The following is a 19095-nucleotide window of genomic DNA, read 5'->3' on the forward strand; positions in this document are numbered from 1 at the left end:
CAAGTCATTAGACTAATTATAGAACAACCAAAACTATATGTAATTTAAAATAGTCGTAAACATTACTATTTACATAAAAATTAATAAGTTGTATAGTTATATGCGAGGTGAAAACCATGACAACGCCAGTTTTTGAATTACGAAATTTAGATTATTATTTCGATAATAAGCATGTATTAGAGAACATAAATATCAAAATTAATAAGGGCGAATTTTTAGCAATTGTTGGTCCAAACGGGGCAGGTAAATCTACTTTACTAAAAGTCATATTAGGGCTATTGCCTATACAAAAGGGTGAGATAATTGTTGAAGGAAAACCATTTAAAAGTAATAAATCTTCATTGAAAATTAGCTATGTCTCTCAGAAAGCTTCTGCCTTCAATGCAGGTTTCCCAGCTAGTGTAAAGGAAGTTGTTTTAAGTGGTCTGACTAAAACCAAAAAAATATTTCAAAGATTCAATAAAAGTGATTATCAAAAAGTCAAAAAGGTATTAGAGAGATTAAATATATCTCATTTAATAAATAAAAATATAGCTGAACTATCTGGTGGACAACAACAACGTGTACTTATTGCTAGAGCACTTATTTCTAACCCAAGTGTGCTAGTGTTAGATGAACCTACAAACGGAATTGATGCAAAACATGTAAGCGAATTTTACGATACACTTGATAAATTAAAAAAGCAGGGGATTACAATAATTTTAGTCACCCATGATATTGGCGTTGTAGCAGATACCGCTACAGAAGTAGCATGTTTAAATAAACATCTTCATTTCCATGGTTCTACAGAAGCATTCAAGTCTTTAGATGAAGTGGAAATTTCAAAAATTTATGGTCATCCTATTCAATTTGTTGATCATCAACACAACCGAACATGTTGTAATGAGGGAAATGAATAAATTTATATTAGAAACAAAGAGGAAGTGTAACTTTTGATAGATGCGTTATTAAATTTTGATTTTATTAGATATTCTTTGATTAGCGGTCTGCTTATTGGCTTTATCGCACCATTAATAGGTGCATTTATTGTAGTTCGAAGACTATCATTAATTGCTGACGCTTTGAGCCACGTGACATTAGGTGGCATTTCCTTTGGTATGTTTTTGCTTACCATTATTCCCGTATTCTCAGTAATAAACCCTATGTGGTTTGGTATTCTTTTTGCTGTTATTGGAGCGTTATTAATTGAAAAATTAAGAACTTCATTTTCTAATTATCAAGAAATTGCAATTCCTATTATAATGAGCGCTGGTATTGCCCTAAGTGCTATTTTTATTTCTCTAGCAGATGGTTTTAATCAAGAAATCGTAGGCCTACTATTTGGATCAATTAGTGCAGTAAATATTAGTGATTTAACTACAATTATTATCATTACAATAATTGTTCTCATATTTATTGTTTTATTTTATAAAGAATTATTTATTTTATCATTTGACGAAGAATATAGTAAGGTCATAGGTATACCAAAGTGGATTCAATTTTTGTTTATAGTAATTGTTGCAATGGTTATATCTGCATCAATGAGAGTTGTAGGTATATTATTAGTAAGCGCGTTAATAACTCTTCCTATAGCAATTTCAATGAGAATAACTAAAGGATTTAAACAATTAATAGCATTGAGTATTATATTAGGAGAACTGTCTGTAATTCTAGGATTAATTATAGCTTTTTACATGAATATATCACCTGGTGGTGTCATTGTTGTACTATTAGTAGTAATGCTCATACTAACGATGACTATTAAGAAGTTAAAAATTAAGTTCAAAAAGGGAGTCGTTTAAGAATGAATACAAATGATGCAATTAAAGTTTTAAAAGAAAACGGACTTAAATACACTGATAAACGTAAAGATATGCTAGATATCTTTGTTAAAGAGGATAAATATTTAAATGCTAAACATATTCAACAACAAATGGATAAGGACTATCCTGGAATATCATTTGATACTGTATACAGAAATCTTCATTTATTTAAAGATTTAGGCATTATAGAGAGTACCGAATTAGATGGAGAAATGAAATTCAGAATCGCATGCACAAATCATCACCATCATCATTTTATTTGCGAAAATTGCGGAGAAACTAAAGTGATTGATTTTTGTCCAATTGAGAAGATTAAAAGTCAATTACCCAATGTAAATATTCATACTCATAAACTAGAAGTGTATGGTATTTGTGAAGAATGTCAACGTAAAGCAAACTAAAAAACATTCGGATCATAATACTGGCACATTTCATCATTTCAATTTAAAATTTTCGGTCATGAAATTTTAAATATTTAATATAAAATGAATACTCATGATTTGTAGCAAAAGAACCTAGTGATAATAACTGAAGTTCTTTTACTAATTATAGGCCATTAGTCGTATTTATTAAAATTTATGTATTTTTATGTTTAATCTTCACAAATTTGAGATATATTTATAGTATATCAATTAGTAGATTTAGAAAAATATTAAGAAGATTCACATTAACAATTTTGATAAATTGTAGTGTGGGTCGGGAAAACAATTCTGCAATTAAAACTTTTTTGAAAGCATATTCTTTGTTGCTTATAAATCTACTTGTTATGATATAGTTATAGACAATTTAGGAGGATGATTATTTATGGCTTTTGAATTACCAAATTTACCTTATGCATATGATGCATTAGAACCACACATCGACAAACAAACTATGGAAATTCATCATGATAAACACCATAACACATATGTTACAAAATTAAATTCAGCAGTTGAAGGGACAGATTTAGAAGCTAAATCAATCGAAGAAATTGTTGCTAATTTAGATAGTGTGCCATCTAATATTCAAACAGCTGTTCGTAATAATGGCGGTGGACACCTTAACCATTCATTGTTCTGGGAACTATTATCACCAAATTCTGAAGAAAAAGGTGAAGTTGTAGATAAAATAAAAGAACAATGGGGTTCTTTAGACGAATTTAAAAAAGAATTTGCAGATAAAGCTGCAGCACGCTTTGGTTCAGGATGGGCTTGGTTAGTTGTAAACAATGGACAATTAGAAATTGTTACAACACCAAATCAAGATAATCCAATTACTGAAGGAAAAACACCAATTTTAGGTTTAGATGTTTGGGAGCATGCTTATTATCTTAAATATCAAAATAAACGCCCAGACTATATCAATGCATTCTGGAATGTTGTTAACTGGGAAAAAGTTAATGAATTATATAATGCAACTAAATAATCAATATTAAATAACTTTAGAACATAGAAATTCTAAAAATCAGTTTAAACAATACCTTATATTTTTTGTTGTAGCCCTTAGATGATCGTCATCTAAGGGCTAATTACATATAAAACTAAATACTATCTACAACACGTGAGAAATGAGATTCATTACTTAATATCCATTTTTATTAAAATCTAAATTAACATAAAAGTATATGCATTTAGTTTGAATTACAATACTGATGAAACCGATGTAAAAATTTTTATTATTGATTATTGTTTAAAAGTATATTTATAAATTTGATTATCAATTGATAAAGGAATTTTTCTGCGTCTCTTTTTTGTTAAAATGATAGAAAAATAATCTAATATCATATATCATTTGTATGAGAGACTTTGAATAGAGGTAGGTTGTTTTGCTGAAAAGATTAAAAGAAAAAACAAATGATGAAAAAATGAGAAACACCATGAATAAAAGAATCAATTTCATATTTGGATTTATAGTATTTATCTTTGCTATAGTCGTATTGAGATTAGGTTATTTACAAATAGCACAAGGATCTCATTACAAACAATTAATCAAAAACGATGAAAATATAACTGTTAATGAATCAGTACCAAGAGGCCGAATACTAGATAGAAATGGCAAAGTACTAGTTGATAATGCTTCAAAGATGTCTATTACATACACTAGAAACCGTAAAACTTCACAAAAGGAAATGTTAAATACTGCTAAGAAACTGACAGATTTAATTAAAATGGATACGGATAAAATTACTGAGAGAGATAAAAAGGATTTTTGGATTCAAATGTATCCGTCATCTGCTAAAAAGTTAATGAGAAAAGAACAATTAATGTTAGAAGATGGCAGTATTTCACAAGAACAATTTGATACACAATTAAGAGATAAAATAGGAAAAAAACAATTAAAACAGTTAACTAAAAAAGATTTGCAAGTTTTAGCAATTTATCGGGAAATGAATGCTGGGTCAACTCTAGATCCTCAAACAATTAAAAATGAAGACGTAAGCGAGAAAGAATATGCAGCCGTATCACAACAACTTTCTAAATTACCTGGTGTAAACACTACAATGGATTGGGATAGAAAATACCCATACGGTGATACTTTAAGAGGTATATTTGGAGATGTGTCGACTTCGACTGAAGGTATACCTAAAGAATTAACCGAACAATATTTATCAAAAGGTTATTCACGCAATGATCGTGTCGGTAAATCTTATCTTGAATATCAATACGAAGATGTTCTTAAAGGCACGAAGAAACAAATGAAATATACAACTGATAAATCTGGTAGAGTAATAAGTTCAGAAGTACTTAATCCTGGTTCAAGAGGTCATGATTTACAATTAACTATAGATATTGATTTACAGAAAAAAGTAGAATCTTTATTAGAAAAACAAATTTCTAAGTTACGTAGTCAAGGTGCTAAGGATATGGACAATGCGTTAATGGTTGTCCAAAATCCTAGAAATGGAGACATACTTGCTATGGCAGGGAAGCAAATTGATAAGCAGGGTAAACTCAAAGATTATGATATTGGCAACTTTACAGCTCAATACACGGTCGGTTCTTCAGTAAAAGGAGGAACATTATTAGCTGGGTACCAAAATAAAGCTATTAATGTTGGAGAAACTATGGTAGATGAGCCATTAAAATTCCAAGGTGGTTTAACTAAACGATCATATTTTAATAAAAATGGTCATGTATCTATCGATGATAAACAAGCACTTATGCATTCATCAAACGTATACATGTTTAAAACCGCACTTAAATTAGCAGGTGACCCCTATACTTCAGGTATGTCATTACCTAATAATATAGCAGATGCGGGTCGTAAATTGCGTAAAGGGTTAAATCAAGTAGGTCTTGGCTTAAAAACAGGCATTGACTTACCGAACGAAACGCCAGGCCAAATAGAGCCCTTAACTAATAATCCTGGTAACTATTTAGACTTAGCTATTGGACAATACGACACATATACACCACTTCAGTTGTCCCAATACGTATCAACTATTGCAAATGATGGCTATAGAATTCAACCACATATTGGATTGTCTATTTATGAATCTACTAATAAAGATGAAACTGGCCCATTAAAACGTAAAATTAAGGGTAATGTTTTAAATAAGGTAAATAACTCAAGTGACGAAATTAAAGAAGTTCAAGAAGGATTTAAAATGGCTTTCAATGAAAAGCAAGGTACGGGTTATGCTAGTTTTAGAAATACTGTAGTACCTTCAGCTGGTAAAACTGGGACTGCTGAAGTTTTTCAAGATGGAGAACCTAGAGTTAATTCAACATATATCGGTTATGCACCCGTCGATAATCCTAAATTATCTTTTTCAATTGTCTACACAAATCAACCTGTTCCACCACCTTGGTTAAATGGTGGAGATTTAGGTAGAGACGTAATCAACTACTATTTTAAAGATAAAGATAATAAAGATGACTCTCGATCTAATAACGAAGAGAAAGAAGATTAATTTAAATTGTCAACTTAACTAATCATAAAATTATACTTTGCAATTAGTTAAGTAATTGGTATAATAAATAAGTCGTATTTTGAAAAGGTAAGGAGGAGAAATTCATGCGCGTAAACGTTACATTAGCTTGTACAGAATGTGGAGATAGAAATTATATCTCAACAAAAAACAAAAGAAATAATCCTGAACGTGTAGAAATGAAAAAATATTGTTCACGTGATAATAAACATACTTTACATCGTGAAACTAAATAATTAATGTTTTTAAATTTGTACATGACGATATAAAATCGATTTAATCCCTTTAAAGTAACCACTTATAAAAGTGAAAACTTTGAAGGGATTTTTCATTTACTTTTTGTCTTTAAATACCAACTTAATGACATTAGTTACTATAAACGTTATAATGTTAAGTGAACGAAATGGGTGAATAAAATGGATAAAAAGGGACTACGTAGAAATATAATTAAAAAGATGAAATCTTACGACAAAGTACAAAAACATTTGGCTGATGAATGGTTGGCTAAGAAATTATATCAAAGTGAAGCTTATCGCAAAGCTAACAAAATTGGTATTGTTTTATCGATGCCTCATGAAGTTAATACATATCCAATTATTACTTATTCGCTACATAATAATAAAAAAATTTTTGTTCCTGAAACAAATTATCAACAGCAAGAAATGACTTTTAAACAACTATTATCAATTGAGGATATCGAGAAAGATGGCAAAGGTATTTATCATTCTATTTCCCCAGTCGGTACAACGAATAAAATGGACTTAATTGTAGTACCTGGGGTTGCATTTGATAAATTGGGCTATCGAATAGGTTATGGTGGTGGTTATTATGACCGATTCCTGAGCCAACATAGAAGTAATACAGTTAGTTTACTATATGATTTTCAGTTAGCCCAATTCAATATAGAACCACACGATCAACCTGTAGAGCAATTAATTATTTATCACAATAAAGTGGTGGAGGAATAAATGAATATTAATAAACTTTATTGGAAGGCCTTATATTACTGGATTAGGTATCTTAATTATAATGTAATTTATCGTGATAAAGGGGACGATGAAATATGGTTGTCTCATAAGAGAAAACAATCCATTGTTGTTTTTAGAAAAAATGTTACATCTACCCAAGAGATTAGGTTTGATAAATCAAAAATTATGGAACGACCTGAAGAAATACAACAATTCATCGGTTATTTACCTGAATCTTATGAATTTTATTATTTTACGGATAAAGAGCTTTCAAAAGAAAATTTAAATGAAGAAAAACCAACTAAACTGAAATTTAAAATTTTAAGCAATGAGCAAAGCTTAAAGTCACTCCCTATAAACTTTTTACTTATAAAAATGCTAATTAATAATGAAGATAAAAAGACTTATCTTTATTACAAAAGAAAAGTTTTGACACAAAATCTTGTTGATAAACATATGCAACGTTTTACCCCTATTACATATACACTTATCTTAATTAATATTGTGATATGGTTATGTATGATTTTATACTTAAATCGATTTTCTGATGTTAAACTATTAGAAGTAGGTGGACTTGTTCATTTTAATGTTGTACATGGAGAATGGTATAGACTTATTTCGTCAATGTTCTTACATTTTAATTTCGAACACATTTTAATGAATATGCTTTCTCTATTTATTTTTGGTAAAATTGTCGAATCAATCATTGGTTCATGGCGAATGCTAATAATTTATATTATATCCGGATTATATGGAAATTTTGTTTCTCTATCTTTTAATACGTCTACAATTTCAGTCGGTGCTAGTGGAGCAATATTTGGCTTAATTGGTTCTATTTTTGTGATTATGTATTTAAGCAAGAATTTTAATAAAAAAATGATTGGCCAGTTATTAATTGCATTGGTTGTTTTAATCGGTTTTTCACTTTTTATGTCTAATATTAATATAATGGCACACTTAGGTGGATTTATCAGTGGTGTATTAATTACATTAATAGGCTATTATTTCAAAACACATCGCTCTTTATTTTGGGCATTTTTGATTGTATTTTTACTTATATTCATTGTTTTACAAATTAGAATATTTACTATAAGTGAGGATAATATCTATGATAAATTAATTCGGGATGAAATGATTAAAGGTAATTATAGCGAAGCAAAACATGTTGTAAAGCAAACACTTAATAATAATTACGCCGATGATGAAACATATTACCTTAGTGGTTTGATTACTGCAACTAAGAGCTCGCAAGCAGAGGCCGTATCAGAATGGGAAAGAGGTTTAAGAAAATTTCCAAATTCAGGTGTACTTAATTATGAATTAGCTATAGCTAATCGTTCTTTAAGTGATGATAAAAAGGCTTTAAAATATATAAAAAAAGCTGTAGCAATTAATCCTAATAATAAAAAATATGTTAATTTAAAAAAAGAGTTGAGTAAATCTAATGACGCGAAAAATTAAAAATTTTTATGACGTGTTACAATTACTTAAAACATATGGTTTCATTATCTATTTTAAAAATCCAGATGATATGTATGAAATGATGATACAAGAGATTAAATCCTTATATAGTTATCAATTGTTAACGAAGGATGAATATCTGAATTGTATACTGATAATAAATCAAAGAAGGAATGAAAAATAATGACAGATATTATTTTAGCTGCCGATATAGGCGGAACAACTTGTAAATTGGGGATATTTGACAAGGATTTAGAACAATTGCATAAATGGTCTATTGATACTGATACAAGTGACCACACTGGTGAGTTACTTTTAAAAAACATTTATGATTCTTTTACTGAAAAGGTTGCAGAATTTAAATATGATTTTAACAATGTTGTTGGAGTCGGTATTGGTGTTCCTGGACCTGTTGATTTTGATACTGGAGTTGTATACGGAGCTGTTAATTTACATTGGCCAGGTAGTGTCAATGTAAGAGAAATTTTCAAACAATATGTTAATTGTCCAGTTTATGTTGATAATGATGCTAATGTTGCTGCATTGGGAGAAAAACATAAAGGTGCCGGTGAAGGTGCTGATGATGTAGTAGCAATTACTTTAGGTACCGGACTTGGTGGAGGTATAATTTCTAATGGAGAAATCGTACATGGACACAATGGGTCAGGCGCTGAAATTGGACATTTAAGAGCTGATTTTGATCAACGTTTTCAATGCAATTGTGGTAAATCAGGGTGTATAGAAACAGTTGCTTCTGCTACTGGTGTAGTAAATTTAGTTAATTTCTATTATCCTAAATTAACGTTTAAATCATCAATTTTACAACTTATTAAAGATAACCAAGTAACAGCAAAAGCTGTATTTGATGCAGCTAAAGCCGGTGATCAATTCTGTATATTTATAACTGAAAAAGTTGCAAATTATATCGGCTATTTATGCAGTATCATTAGCGTTACTAGTAATCCAAAATATATTGTTCTAGGAGGGGGCATGTCTACTGCCGGACTTATCCTTATAGAAAATATTAAAACTGAATATCGTAATTTAACTTTTACTCCAGCTCAAAATAATACTGAGATAGTACAAGCTAAATTAGGGAATGATGCTGGTATTACTGGTGCAGCTGGACTTATCAAAACATATATCATAGATAAAGAGGGTGCTAAATAATGGCAATTGTTGATGTAGTAGTTATTCCAGTAGGAACAGAGGGTCCTAGTGTAAGTAAATATATAGCAGAAATCCAAACAAAGTTAAATGAATTTAAACAACAAGGGAAAATTGATTATCAATTAACACCAATGAATACATTAATCGAAGGTGATTTGAAAGATCTTTTTGAGGTGATTCAAGCGATTCATGAATTACCTTTTGATAAAGGATTAGATAGAGTTTGTACAAATATTAGAATTGATGATCGTCGAGATAAATCAAGAAAAATGAATGATAAATTAAAATCAGTACAAAAACATCTAGACCATAGTGGTGAATTATAATGCGAATTTCAAATTTAACATTAGGAATCGTTGACACTAATACGTACTTCATTGAGAATGAAGAAAATGTAATATTAATCGATCCCTCAAGTGAAAGTCAAAAAATAATTAAAAAATTAAATCAAATCAATAAACCTTTAAAAGCAATTTTATTAACACATGCACACTATGATCATATCGGAGCATTAGATGATATTATTGAAAAATATCAGGTTCCAGTTTATATGAGTAAAGATGAGTTTGATTTTTTAACTGATCCAGATAAAAATGGCTCATCTAAATTTACACAATATGGTTTATCTAAAATAGAAAGTCACGCAAATCCATTAAGTTTATCAGAGGGTCCTGCAGAGATTGAAGGATTTAAATTCAAAGTATTACATACGCCTGGTCATTCTCCAGGTAGTCTTAGTTTTGTTTTTAATGACTTTGCTGTTGTTGGCGATACTCTGTTCAAAAATGGTATCGGTCGTACAGACCTTTATAAGGGAGATTATGAAACATTAATTGATTCAATAAAAGATAAATTATTTGAATTAGAAGGTGATATGCCACTTTTCCCTGGACATGGGCCTTACACCACAGTTGACGATGAGCAACTCAATCCTTTTATAAATGGTTAATATTAGAGAGTAAAAAAATCGCCTCCTACGTTTATATATGTAGGAGGTGATTTTTTTTGAAAATTTTATTTGAACAGATTATCAATCATGCAATTAAGCAAGAAGCAAGTGACATACACTTTATACCATGTGAGGAACACACTATAATTAAGCTAAGAATTAAAGATGAGCTCACAATATATGATACACTTTCATTTCCAATTTATAAAAAATTACTTATATACATGAAGTTTCAATCTGGGTTAGATGTATCAACACAGCATAGGGCACAAAGTGGTAGATATAGTTATAAGATGAAGCGTTTATATTATTTAAGAATCTCTACATTACCGTTATCATTAGGCAATGAAAGTTGTGTAATTCGTATAGTACCTCAATACTTCCAAACTAAACGAGAATCATATGAATTTAAAGATTTTAAACATTTCATGAAAAAGAAACAAGGTCTACTTTTGTTTAGTGGGCCAACTGGCTCTGGCAAAAGTACTTTAATGTACCAAATGGTCCTTTATGCACATCAAAATTTGAATTTAAATGTAATATCAGTTGAAGATCCAGTAGAACAAATACTCAATGGAATCACACAAATATCAGTTAATGAAAAGGCAGGTATAAATTATGAAAGCTCTTTCAAAGCCATTTTAAGGTGTGATCCGGACGTAATTTTAATTGGTGAAATCAGAGATTCTACCGTAGCTAAATACGTGATTCAAGCCAGTTTAAGTGGACATTTAGTTTTGTCGACAATGCACGCGAATGATTGCAAGGGAGCATTATTACGATTATTAGAAATGGGTATTTCTGTCCAAGAGTTGTGCCAGGCAATCAATTTAATTTCTAATCAAAGATTAATCACTACTACTACAAATACTCGTCAACTAGTATCGGAATTAATGTTTCAAAGCCAAATCAATTATTTTTTTGAACATAATCATTCTTTACCTAAAAATTTCACAAAATTATCTACACATTTAAACAAAATGTCTAAAGAAGGTGTTATATGTGAAGAAGTTGTCGATAAATACATTTAAATATAAGAGGAATAAATATCTTACTGAAATACAATCAATAAACTTATTACAGAGATTACATCAGCTTTTAAGTCACGGATTCACTTTATATCAAAGTTTTAAATTTTTAAACTCTTATTTTAAATATAAAGAACGAACAATAAATGAAAAGATTATCCAACATCTACAAAACGGCGCTACATGTTATGATATTTTAAAAATGATAGGGTATCCAGAATTAGTTCTTCTTCAAATAAAATTTGCTGAAAACTACGGTAACATTGATGAGGCTCTCGTTGATACTGTTCAATATATGAAAAGAAATTTGAAAGCTAAAAAACGACTCATCAAAACCTTACAATATCCTGTTGCATTAATTTCTATCTTCTTATTCATATTAACCATTTTAAATATAACTGTCATACCTCAATTTCAACAACTTTATGAGACTATGAATGTTAAATTATCAACATTTCAAAATCTACTAACTCTTATTATTACCCTTCTTCCCAAGCTAACTTTCATTTTTATCTTTATGAGTGGTATAGCATTTTTTATCACTTATAAATTTTACTATTATCTACCAATTGAGAGAAAATTAAAATCTATTTTAAAAATCCCAATGATTAATACGTATTATAAAATATATAGAACTTATCAACTTTCCAATCAGCTTTCTTTATTTTACAGAAATGGTACAAGTCTTCAACAAATTGTCCAAATATATCGTAATGAGCAAGATAACGAATTTCTTAAATTTCTGGGTAATTGTCTTTTTAAAGAAGCTAATAGAGGGCTCCCGTTACCTACTATATTAATGAATCTACAATGTTTTCAAAATGATTTAATTAAATTCATAGAACAAGGAGAGAAAAATGGAAAATTAGATATAGAATTAAAATTATACAGTCAAATGTTATTACAGCAATTTGAGGAAAAAGTGTTAAAACAAACAAAATTTATACAACCTATCATCTTCTTTATCTTGGGAATTTTTATTGTATCTTTATACTTAGTCATTATGCTTCCTATGTTCGAACTTATGCAAACAATAAAATAATTTGAGGAGTGACATCAATGAAAACATTGAAATTATTGAAACAAACACGAGCATTTACCTTGATAGAAATGCTTTTAGTATTACTAATAATCAGTTTATTATTAATACTTATAATTCCAAATATTGCAAAACAAACATCTCATATTCAGTCAACTGGATGTGATGCTCAAGTTAAAATGGTAAACAGTCAAATAGAAGCCTACGCTTTAAAACATAACCGCAACCCTTCTAATATTGATGATTTGGTTTCAGATGGTTTTATAAAAGAAGGACAAAAAACATGTAAATCCGGTCAGACAATTAGTATTGCAAATGGAGAGGCAGTTGCCAATTAAAAACATTAAAGCATTTAGTTTAGTCGAGATGATTTTTACTTTGTTTATTATCAGTTGCTTGTTGATAACAACTTTATGGTCACGAAACCTATTCGACATTCAGCTAATTGATGAAGAACATGAAATTAAGCAATTAATAACAAAATTTAATTACTATAAATCTAAAGCTATTAGCAACAATGAATCGATAACTTTATTATTTTTTAATAATTCAAATAGAGTACAAGTAGTTGAAGAAAATGGAGATAAATATAGTTTTAAACTTAATAAAGGAAAAGTGACTAATATAGCTAAAATTCAAACATTAAATTTTGATAAAAATGGAAATATCAATCATTTTGGTTCGCTCATTTTACAATATAATTCACATGCTTATAGATTAATCTTCCATATTGAAAAGGGGCGTTTGAGATTTGTCAAAATATAAATTTAAAGGGTCTTTAATTATTGATGCATTGCTAGCCTTTTTTATAGTTAGTACAATAACAATGATTTTAATACCTATGTTTTCAAACTTAAACAATCAGTATCTTATCAATTTAAATAACATAAAAATCAAGCAAATCATGATAACTAGTCTTCAACACTATAAAAAGAAAGAACTTTATCAAGGGGTTGTAATAGAAAATTATGAAATACAATTATTCAATCATAAAATATGTGGGGCGGATAAAGCATTTAATACGCGAACATGTATTTCTATTTAATATAAAAGCATTTACTTACATCGAAGCATTATTTGCTTTATTTGTGACTACTTTAATACTCACTTTATTACCGACTATACTTAAATTGACTTCATTTTATCTAAATACTGCTCAAAATAACGAAGATATTCAATTTGAATTTTTTAGAAGAGATTTACTTAAAGAGAAAATGACGACTAAAAACAATTATGAGATCGAAAATGCATATACAATTAAACTTAAGAAAAATAAAGATGTTATTAGGTATATTTATAAGAACCGTAAAATTTACAAAAATATTAATCAAAGAGGTAATATTACATTGTTAAATCATGTCTTATCTACTCGTATATTAAAAACGAACGATAATATAGTGAAATTATTAATAACAACAGGAGATGCGAACGATAAACACAAAGAAATCCTTTTTTTATAGCCAAAAAGCGTTCATTAGTTTATATTTAATAGTAATTTTTTCAATTTATTTATCAATTATATCTTTTTATATCTCTCAATATAGTTTAAAATTAAAGACAATACATAACTTAGATGTTTACTACAATAAAGTTATCGTTAATAAGTTAAAAGAGGTAGATTAATTTGAAGAGTATTCAAGTGCCTATTATTTTAGTTGGTTTCATGGGAACTGGTAAAACCACTGTTGGAAAATATCTTTCAGATTTATATAATTTAAGTTATGTGGATTTAGATAATTTTATTGAAGTAAATGAATGTAAATCTATACCTGATATATTTAATGATATCGGAGAAAAAGGTTTTAGATCATTGGAGACAAAGTACCTAAAAGCATGTCTCAATACTTTCGATATTATTTCAACTGGAGGAGGTATTATAGAAGATACGAATTCATTAAAGCTCTTAAAAAGCCAAAAGCATGTGGTTTGGCTAGATTGTGACATTGAAATCATTTTCAAACGAGTTAAAAATGATTCACATAGACCCAATGCTAAAAGTAAAAATCTTAACCAACTTGATGCCTTGTATTCTTCAAGACTTTCAAGATATAATGAAATCGCATTCATGAAAGTTGATAGTGCACAGAGTGTCTCTGAAATTTGTACTTTAATTAAAACAAAATTATTAAGCGATTGATCAGTATTAGAGAGAATAGAGATCAAAACTTGAATCATTATGAGTTAAACGATTATAGTCTATTACAATTTTGACTCTCTATCGCCGAAGGTGCAAGTGAAATAACGAAACTCTCAGGCAAAAGGATAATACTGTGACGCATTCCTGAAATGAGTATTAAAACAGGGTAGCTTTATGCTATCCTGTTTTTTAAAAATTATTAATTGGGGGTACAAGTATGACAACAGATTTGAAAAAAACACCTTTATATCAAAATTACGTTGATAGTGGTGCTAAAATTGTTGAGTTTGGTGGATGGGCAATGCCTGTTCAATTCTCAAGTATCAAAGAAGAACATAACGCAGTTAGATATAATGTTGGTCTTTTTGATGTAAGTCATATGGGAGAGATAGAGATTAGTGGTAAAGATGCAGAACAATTTATACAATACATCCTTTCTAATGATACAAATCTTCTAACAAATGATAAAGCAATGTATAGTGCTTTATGTAATGAAGAAGGTGGAGTCATTGATGATTTAGTTACATATAAACTTAATGAAAACCACTACTTGCTTATTGTAAATGCTGCAAATACCAATAAAGATTATCAATGGATTAAAAAACATAGCTCTAATTTCACCGTAGATGTAAGCAATACTTCAGACAAATACGGACAATTAGCTATTCAAGGTCCTCGTTCAAGAGCATTGATAAATGAATTAGTGGATGTAGATGTAAGCCATATGGCAATGTTTGAATTTAAACAGAATGTACAACTTTTTGGTAAATCTATTATTCTTTCGCAGTCTGGTTATACTGGAGAAGATGGCTTTGAAATTTACTGTAAGCAAGAAGATACTAAGGATATATGGGAACAATTATTAAAATACGATGTTACACCATGCGGTTTAGGTGCTCGTGATACTCTAAGACTTGAAGCTGGATTACCTTTACATGGTCAAGATTTATCTGAATCAATTACTCCTTATGAAGGAGGAATAGCCTTCGCTGCTAAACCGTTAATTGCAAATGATTTTATTGGCAAATCAGTACTCAAAGCTCAAAAGGAAAATGGTTCCGAGCGTAGAACAGTAGGTCTTGAACTATTAGGTAAAGGCATTGCTAGAACAGGTTATGAAGTACTAGATGAAAATAGTAATCAAATTGGTTTCGTTACATCAGGAACACAATCCCCATCTTCTGGTAAATCTATAGCACTTGCAATAATAGATAGAGGTGCATTTGAAATGGGCAAAAAAGTAATAGTGCAAATACGTAAGCGTCAAGTTGAGGCAAAAATAGTTAAAAAAAATCAAATTGAGAAATAAATTTAAAGGGGTGTAAATATTGAGTCATCGTTATATACCATTAACTGAACAAGATAAAAATGAAATGCTAAATAGTATTGGGGCAAAGTCTATTTCCGAATTATTTGATGATATACCTACAGATATTTTATTAAAAAGAAATTTAAACATTGCCGAAAGCGAAGCGGAGACGATATTACTTAGAAGGTTAAATCGTCTCGCAGCTAAAAATACAACTAAAGAAACACATGCAACATTTCTGGGTGCGGGCGTTTATGATCATTATACTCCTGCTGTTGTCGATGCAATGATTTCAAGATCTGAATTCTACACCGCATATACACCTTATCAACCTGAAATTTCTCAAGGTGAGTTACAAGCAATTTTTGAATTTCAAACACTCATTTGTGAATTAACAGATATGGATGTAGCAAATTCTTCTATGTATGATGGTATGACTAGTTTTGCTGAAGCATGTATATTGGCGCTAAGTCATACGAAAAAAAATAAAATTGTAGTTTCAAGTGGACTACATTATCAAGCCTTACAAATTCTACACACATACGCCAAAACTCGTGATGAATTTGAAATAATTGAAGTTGACCTTAAAGGTACTATTACTGATTTAGAAAAATTAGAACAACTTATCGATGACAACACAGCAGCTGTCGCTGTACAATATCCAAACTTTTATGGTTCTATTGAAGATTTAGAACAAATTAATAATTATATAAAGGATAAGAAAGCTTTATTTATCGTATACGCCAATCCACTTTCTTTAGGATTACTAACACCACCAGGTACATTCGGGGCAGACATAGTAGTGGGAGATACACAGCCTTTTGGTATTCCTACCCAATTTGGGGGTCCACATTGTGGATATTTTGCTACAACAAAGAAATTAATGAGAAAAGTACCTGGTCGATTAGTTGGACAAACTCAAGATGACGAAGGTAATCGTGGATTTGTTCTCACCTTACAAGCTAGAGAACAACATATCCGTCGTGATAAAGCCACTTCTAATATTTGTTCAAATCAAGCTTTAAATGCACTTGCATCTTCAATAGCAATGTCTGCTTTAGGTAAACAAGGGATTTATGAAATTGCAGTTCAAAATCTTATAAATGCTAATTATGCTAAAAATAAGTTTGAAGAGCATGGTTTTGAGGTACTAAAAGCACAATCTTTTAATGAATTTGTAGTCAAATTTAATCAACCAATAAAAAATATTAATCTTAAATTAGCAGAATATGGGTACATTGGTGGTTTTGACTTAGGTGAAGTATCAGATGATTTTAAAAACCATATGTTAGTCGCAGTTACAGAGTTAAGATCTAAAGATGAAATAGATGATTTTGTTATGAAAGCAGGTGAGTTAAATGATTAGTAAATCAAGCCCTTTAATATTTGAAAGATCCAAAAAAGATAGATATGCGTATTCTTTACCACAAAATGACATTGAAAATATCAATATTGCTTCACTCTTAGATGATAAGTATATTCGTAAACATAAGGCTGAGTTTCCTGAGGTTTCAGAATTAGATTTAGTTAGACATTACACTGAACTATCAAATAAAAATTTCGGGGTTGATACTGGATTTTATCCATTAGGTTCATGTACGATGAAATATAATCCTAAAATTAATGAAAAGGTAGCTCGTATTTCTGGTTTTAGTGAATCTCATCCTTTACAAGAAGAAGAACACGTCCAAGGTTCTCTTGAAATTATATATAGTTTACAAGAAGAATTGAAAGAAATTACTGGTATGGATGAAGTTACCCTACAACCTGCTGCAGGTGCGCATGGTGAATGGACCGCTTTAATGATTTTTAAAGCTTATCATGAAAAAAATGGACAAAGCCATCGAGATGAAGTAATAGTACCTGATTCAGCACATGGTACTAATCCTGCTTCTGCCTCATTTGCTGGATTTAAATCAGTAACTGTAAAATCTAATCAACGTGGGGAAGTTGACATAGAAGATTTAAAAAGAGTAGTAAACGACAATACAGCTGCAATCATGTTAACTAATCCAAATACATTAGGTATATTTGAACAGAATATTATTGAAATTGGGAAAATCGTTCATGAAGCAGGTGGTTTATTATATTACGATGGGGCAAATTTAAATGCTATTTTAGATAAAGTACGTCCTGGTGATATGGGCTTTGATGCAGTACATCTTAATTTGCACAAAACATTCACTGGTCCTCATGGCGGTGGTGGACCAGGATCAGGACCAGTTGGAGTAGTAGAGAAATTAGCCAGTTATCTACCTAAGCCTATGGTTATAAAAGATAATGATAGATATAAATATGACAATGATATTCCAAATTCAATTGGACGAGTAAAACCGTTTTACGGAAATTTCGGTATTTATTTAAGAGCATATACTTATATCAGATCAATGGGAGCCAATGGTTTAAAAGAAGTATCTGAAGCTGCCGTTCTTAATGCGAATTATATTAAATCTCGCCTTAAAAATCACTTTGAAATTCCGTTCAATCAATATTGTAAACATGAATTTGTATTAAGTGGAACTTTACAAAAACAATATGGTGTCAGAACATTAGATATGGCTAAACGACTGTTAGATTTTGGTGTGCATCCACCTACAATATATTTTCCTCTCAATGTCGAAGAAGGAATGATGATTGAGCCAACAGAAACTGAATCTAAAGAAACACTTGATTACTTTATTGATGCGATGATTCAAATCGCTAATGAAACAAAAAATGATCCAGATAAAGTTTTAGAAGCACCACATACAACTATAATTGACCGATTAGATGAGACGACTGCAGCACGAAAACCAATTCTTAAATTTGAAGAACTTAAGAACGAAAAGTATAAAGAACACACAAATATTGATTCTGAAAATAATTAAATCACTAAAAAGAAATCTTTATACTAGCTAAAACTTCTATAAGTTACAATAATCAAAAGTTAACTTATACTAATCTTTTACTAAATAGAAAATATCTTTTTTAAAGCATTTAAAAATTAGATTTGATGTTAATACGTAGCTTTTTTATGATATTTTTGAGAAAGGTGCGCCAATCCTCTATACGGGCTGAGACGGTACCTTTTGATGACGAGTCGTTCTCAATATGAAAATTATATAAATAAAGAAAGCGGCTGGGACATCATTCCTAGCAAAATAGCCAGTAAATGAGTTTTTTAAATTCATTTACTGGCTTCTTTATTTACAATACTTCGTATTGTTGGCTCGCTTTCTTAGGGGACAGCTTCAGCCTGTAGTCTTCAGCTTGTCCTGTTCCCTCAAGAGTCTCGCCAAAATACTTTGTATTTATATGTAATTTTACATTGAAATACTTTAAA

21 protein-coding genes, 1 pseudogene and 1 riboswitch are annotated in these 19095 nt (G+C 29.9%); all 22 genes and pseudogenes read left to right on the forward strand.

Annotated features, from left to right (window positions below; all coding sequences use genetic code 11):
* Positions 1–100: 100 nt before the first annotated feature.
* A pseudogene (locus HMPREF2897_RS06910) lies at positions 101–899 on the forward strand (metal ABC transporter ATP-binding protein).
* A 33-nt stretch (positions 900–932) separates the two neighbouring features.
* Positions 933–1781, forward strand: a complete 849-nt coding sequence (locus HMPREF2897_RS06915) for a metal ABC transporter permease (protein ID WP_002446541.1) — start codon at positions 933–935, stop codon at positions 1779–1781.
* 2 nt (positions 1782–1783) lie between these two features.
* On the forward strand, positions 1784–2203 hold the full coding sequence (locus tag HMPREF2897_RS06920) for a Fur family transcriptional regulator (protein WP_001831164.1): 420 nt from the start codon (positions 1784–1786) through the stop codon (positions 2201–2203).
* Positions 2204–2606: 403 nt separating this feature from the next.
* Complete coding sequence (locus HMPREF2897_RS06925) at positions 2607–3206, forward strand: superoxide dismutase (RefSeq protein WP_001831217.1); 600 nt, start codon at positions 2607–2609, stop codon at positions 3204–3206.
* Positions 3207–3606: 400 nt separating this feature from the next.
* On the forward strand, positions 3607–5694 hold the full coding sequence (locus HMPREF2897_RS06930; RefSeq protein ID WP_002475076.1) for a peptidoglycan D,D-transpeptidase FtsI family protein: 2088 nt from the start codon (positions 3607–3609) through the stop codon (positions 5692–5694).
* Between the two features lie 104 nt (positions 5695–5798).
* On the forward strand, positions 5799–5948 hold the full coding sequence (gene rpmG, locus HMPREF2897_RS06935; protein ID WP_001830957.1) for a 50S ribosomal protein L33: 150 nt from the start codon (positions 5799–5801) through the stop codon (positions 5946–5948).
* A gap of 180 nt (positions 5949–6128) precedes the next feature.
* A complete protein-coding gene (locus HMPREF2897_RS06940) occupies positions 6129–6680 on the forward strand; it encodes a 5-formyltetrahydrofolate cyclo-ligase (protein WP_002446539.1) in 552 nt (183 codons plus the stop codon).
* Positions 6681–8141 carry a rhomboid family protein gene (locus HMPREF2897_RS06945; protein ID WP_038813170.1) on the forward strand — a complete coding sequence of 487 codons (1461 nt, stop codon included), beginning with the start codon at positions 6681–6683 and terminating at the stop codon, positions 8139–8141.
* On the forward strand, positions 8125–8325 hold the full coding sequence (locus HMPREF2897_RS06950) for a YqgQ family protein (RefSeq protein WP_002446537.1): 201 nt from the start codon (positions 8125–8127) through the stop codon (positions 8323–8325). The genes HMPREF2897_RS06945 and HMPREF2897_RS06950 overlap by 17 nt, the downstream gene beginning before the upstream one ends.
* A complete protein-coding gene (locus HMPREF2897_RS06955) occupies positions 8325–9311 on the forward strand; it encodes an ROK family glucokinase (RefSeq protein ID WP_002446536.1) in 987 nt (328 codons plus the stop codon). The genes HMPREF2897_RS06950 and HMPREF2897_RS06955 overlap by 1 nt, the downstream gene beginning before the upstream one ends.
* Positions 9311–9637, forward strand: coding sequence for an MTH1187 family thiamine-binding protein (locus HMPREF2897_RS06960; protein ID WP_001831234.1), 327 nt, complete (start codon positions 9311–9313; stop codon positions 9635–9637). The genes HMPREF2897_RS06955 and HMPREF2897_RS06960 overlap by 1 nt, the downstream gene beginning before the upstream one ends.
* Positions 9637–10260: an MBL fold metallo-hydrolase gene (locus HMPREF2897_RS06965; protein WP_002446535.1), complete on the forward strand. Its 624-nt coding sequence runs from the start codon at positions 9637–9639 to the stop codon at positions 10258–10260. Before HMPREF2897_RS06960 ends, HMPREF2897_RS06965 begins: the two co-directional genes overlap by 1 nt.
* 56 nt (positions 10261–10316) lie before the next feature.
* Positions 10317–11291, forward strand: coding sequence for a competence type IV pilus ATPase ComGA (comGA, locus tag HMPREF2897_RS06970; protein ID WP_002446534.1), 975 nt, complete (start codon positions 10317–10319; stop codon positions 11289–11291).
* A complete protein-coding gene (gene comGB / locus HMPREF2897_RS06975) occupies positions 11263–12330 on the forward strand; it encodes a competence type IV pilus assembly protein ComGB (protein WP_002446533.1) in 1068 nt (355 codons plus the stop codon). Before comGA ends, comGB begins: the two co-directional genes overlap by 29 nt.
* A 17-nt stretch (positions 12331–12347) precedes the next feature.
* Complete coding sequence (gene comGC, locus HMPREF2897_RS06980; protein WP_002446532.1) at positions 12348–12665, forward strand: competence type IV pilus major pilin ComGC; 318 nt, start codon at positions 12348–12350, stop codon at positions 12663–12665.
* Complete coding sequence (comGD, locus tag HMPREF2897_RS06985) at positions 12655–13092, forward strand: competence type IV pilus minor pilin ComGD (RefSeq protein WP_002446531.1); 438 nt, start codon at positions 12655–12657, stop codon at positions 13090–13092. Before comGC ends, comGD begins: the two co-directional genes overlap by 11 nt.
* Positions 13079–13372 carry a hypothetical protein gene (locus HMPREF2897_RS12320; protein ID WP_002446530.1) on the forward strand — a complete coding sequence of 98 codons (294 nt, stop codon included), beginning with the start codon at positions 13079–13081 and terminating at the stop codon, positions 13370–13372. The genes comGD and HMPREF2897_RS12320 overlap by 14 nt, the downstream gene beginning before the upstream one ends.
* Entirely contained in the window at positions 13296–13787 is a 492-nt protein-coding gene (locus HMPREF2897_RS06990) for a competence type IV pilus minor pilin ComGF (protein WP_002457724.1), read from the forward strand. Before HMPREF2897_RS12320 ends, HMPREF2897_RS06990 begins: the two co-directional genes overlap by 77 nt.
* A 164-nt stretch (positions 13788–13951) precedes the next feature.
* Positions 13952–14464, forward strand: coding sequence for a shikimate kinase (locus tag HMPREF2897_RS06995; protein ID WP_002457723.1), 513 nt, complete (start codon positions 13952–13954; stop codon positions 14462–14464).
* Positions 14461–14603: riboswitch (glycine riboswitch) on the forward strand. Its footprint overlaps the gene before it by 4 nt.
* A gap of 78 nt (positions 14604–14681) precedes the next feature.
* Complete coding sequence (gene gcvT, locus HMPREF2897_RS07000; RefSeq protein WP_002457722.1) at positions 14682–15773, forward strand: glycine cleavage system aminomethyltransferase GcvT; 1092 nt, start codon at positions 14682–14684, stop codon at positions 15771–15773.
* A 19-nt stretch (positions 15774–15792) separates the two neighbouring features.
* Positions 15793–17139, forward strand: coding sequence for an aminomethyl-transferring glycine dehydrogenase subunit GcvPA (gcvPA, locus tag HMPREF2897_RS07005; RefSeq protein WP_002446526.1), 1347 nt, complete (start codon positions 15793–15795; stop codon positions 17137–17139).
* Positions 17132–18640 (forward strand): aminomethyl-transferring glycine dehydrogenase subunit GcvPB, encoded by a 1509-nt coding sequence (gene gcvPB / locus HMPREF2897_RS07010; protein ID WP_002446525.1) that lies wholly within the window; start codon positions 17132–17134, stop codon positions 18638–18640. Before gcvPA ends, gcvPB begins: the two co-directional genes overlap by 8 nt.
* The last annotated feature ends 455 nt before the right edge of the window (positions 18641–19095 follow it).

The sequence above is a fragment of the Staphylococcus sp. HMSC065D05 genome (genome assembly GCF_001813195.1).
Lineage (GTDB): Bacteria > Bacillota > Bacilli > Staphylococcales > Staphylococcaceae > Staphylococcus > Staphylococcus epidermidis.

What these genes read in the sequence shown, in the direction of transcription:
- HMPREF2897_RS06920 (WP_001831164.1), top strand. Translation starts at nt 1,784, where the DNA reads ATGAATACAAATGATGCAATTAAAGTTTTAAAAGAAAACGGACTTAAA.
- HMPREF2897_RS06925 (WP_001831217.1), top strand. Translation starts at nt 2,607, where the DNA reads ATGGCTTTTGAATTACCAAATTTACCTTATGCATATGATGCATTAGAA.
- rpmG (WP_001830957.1), top strand. Translation starts at nt 5,799, where the DNA reads ATGCGCGTAAACGTTACATTAGCTTGTACAGAATGTGGAGATAGAAAT.
- HMPREF2897_RS06940 (WP_002446539.1), top strand. Translation starts at nt 6,129, where the DNA reads ATGGATAAAAAGGGACTACGTAGAAATATAATTAAAAAGATGAAATCT.
- HMPREF2897_RS06945 (WP_038813170.1), top strand. Translation starts at nt 6,681, where the DNA reads ATGAATATTAATAAACTTTATTGGAAGGCCTTATATTACTGGATTAGG.
- HMPREF2897_RS06950 (WP_002446537.1), top strand. Translation starts at nt 8,125, where the DNA reads ATGACGCGAAAAATTAAAAATTTTTATGACGTGTTACAATTACTTAAA.
- HMPREF2897_RS06955 (WP_002446536.1), top strand. Translation starts at nt 8,325, where the DNA reads ATGACAGATATTATTTTAGCTGCCGATATAGGCGGAACAACTTGTAAA.
- HMPREF2897_RS06960 (WP_001831234.1), top strand. Translation starts at nt 9,311, where the DNA reads ATGGCAATTGTTGATGTAGTAGTTATTCCAGTAGGAACAGAGGGTCCT.
- HMPREF2897_RS06965 (WP_002446535.1), top strand. Translation starts at nt 9,637, where the DNA reads ATGCGAATTTCAAATTTAACATTAGGAATCGTTGACACTAATACGTAC.
- comGC (WP_002446532.1), top strand. Translation starts at nt 12,348, where the DNA reads ATGAAAACATTGAAATTATTGAAACAAACACGAGCATTTACCTTGATA.
- HMPREF2897_RS06990 (WP_002457724.1), top strand. Translation starts at nt 13,296, where the DNA reads ATGAAATACAATTATTCAATCATAAAATATGTGGGGCGGATAAAGCAT.
- gcvT (WP_002457722.1), top strand. Translation starts at nt 14,682, where the DNA reads ATGACAACAGATTTGAAAAAAACACCTTTATATCAAAATTACGTTGAT.
- gcvPB (WP_002446525.1), top strand. Translation starts at nt 17,132, where the DNA reads ATGATTAGTAAATCAAGCCCTTTAATATTTGAAAGATCCAAAAAAGAT.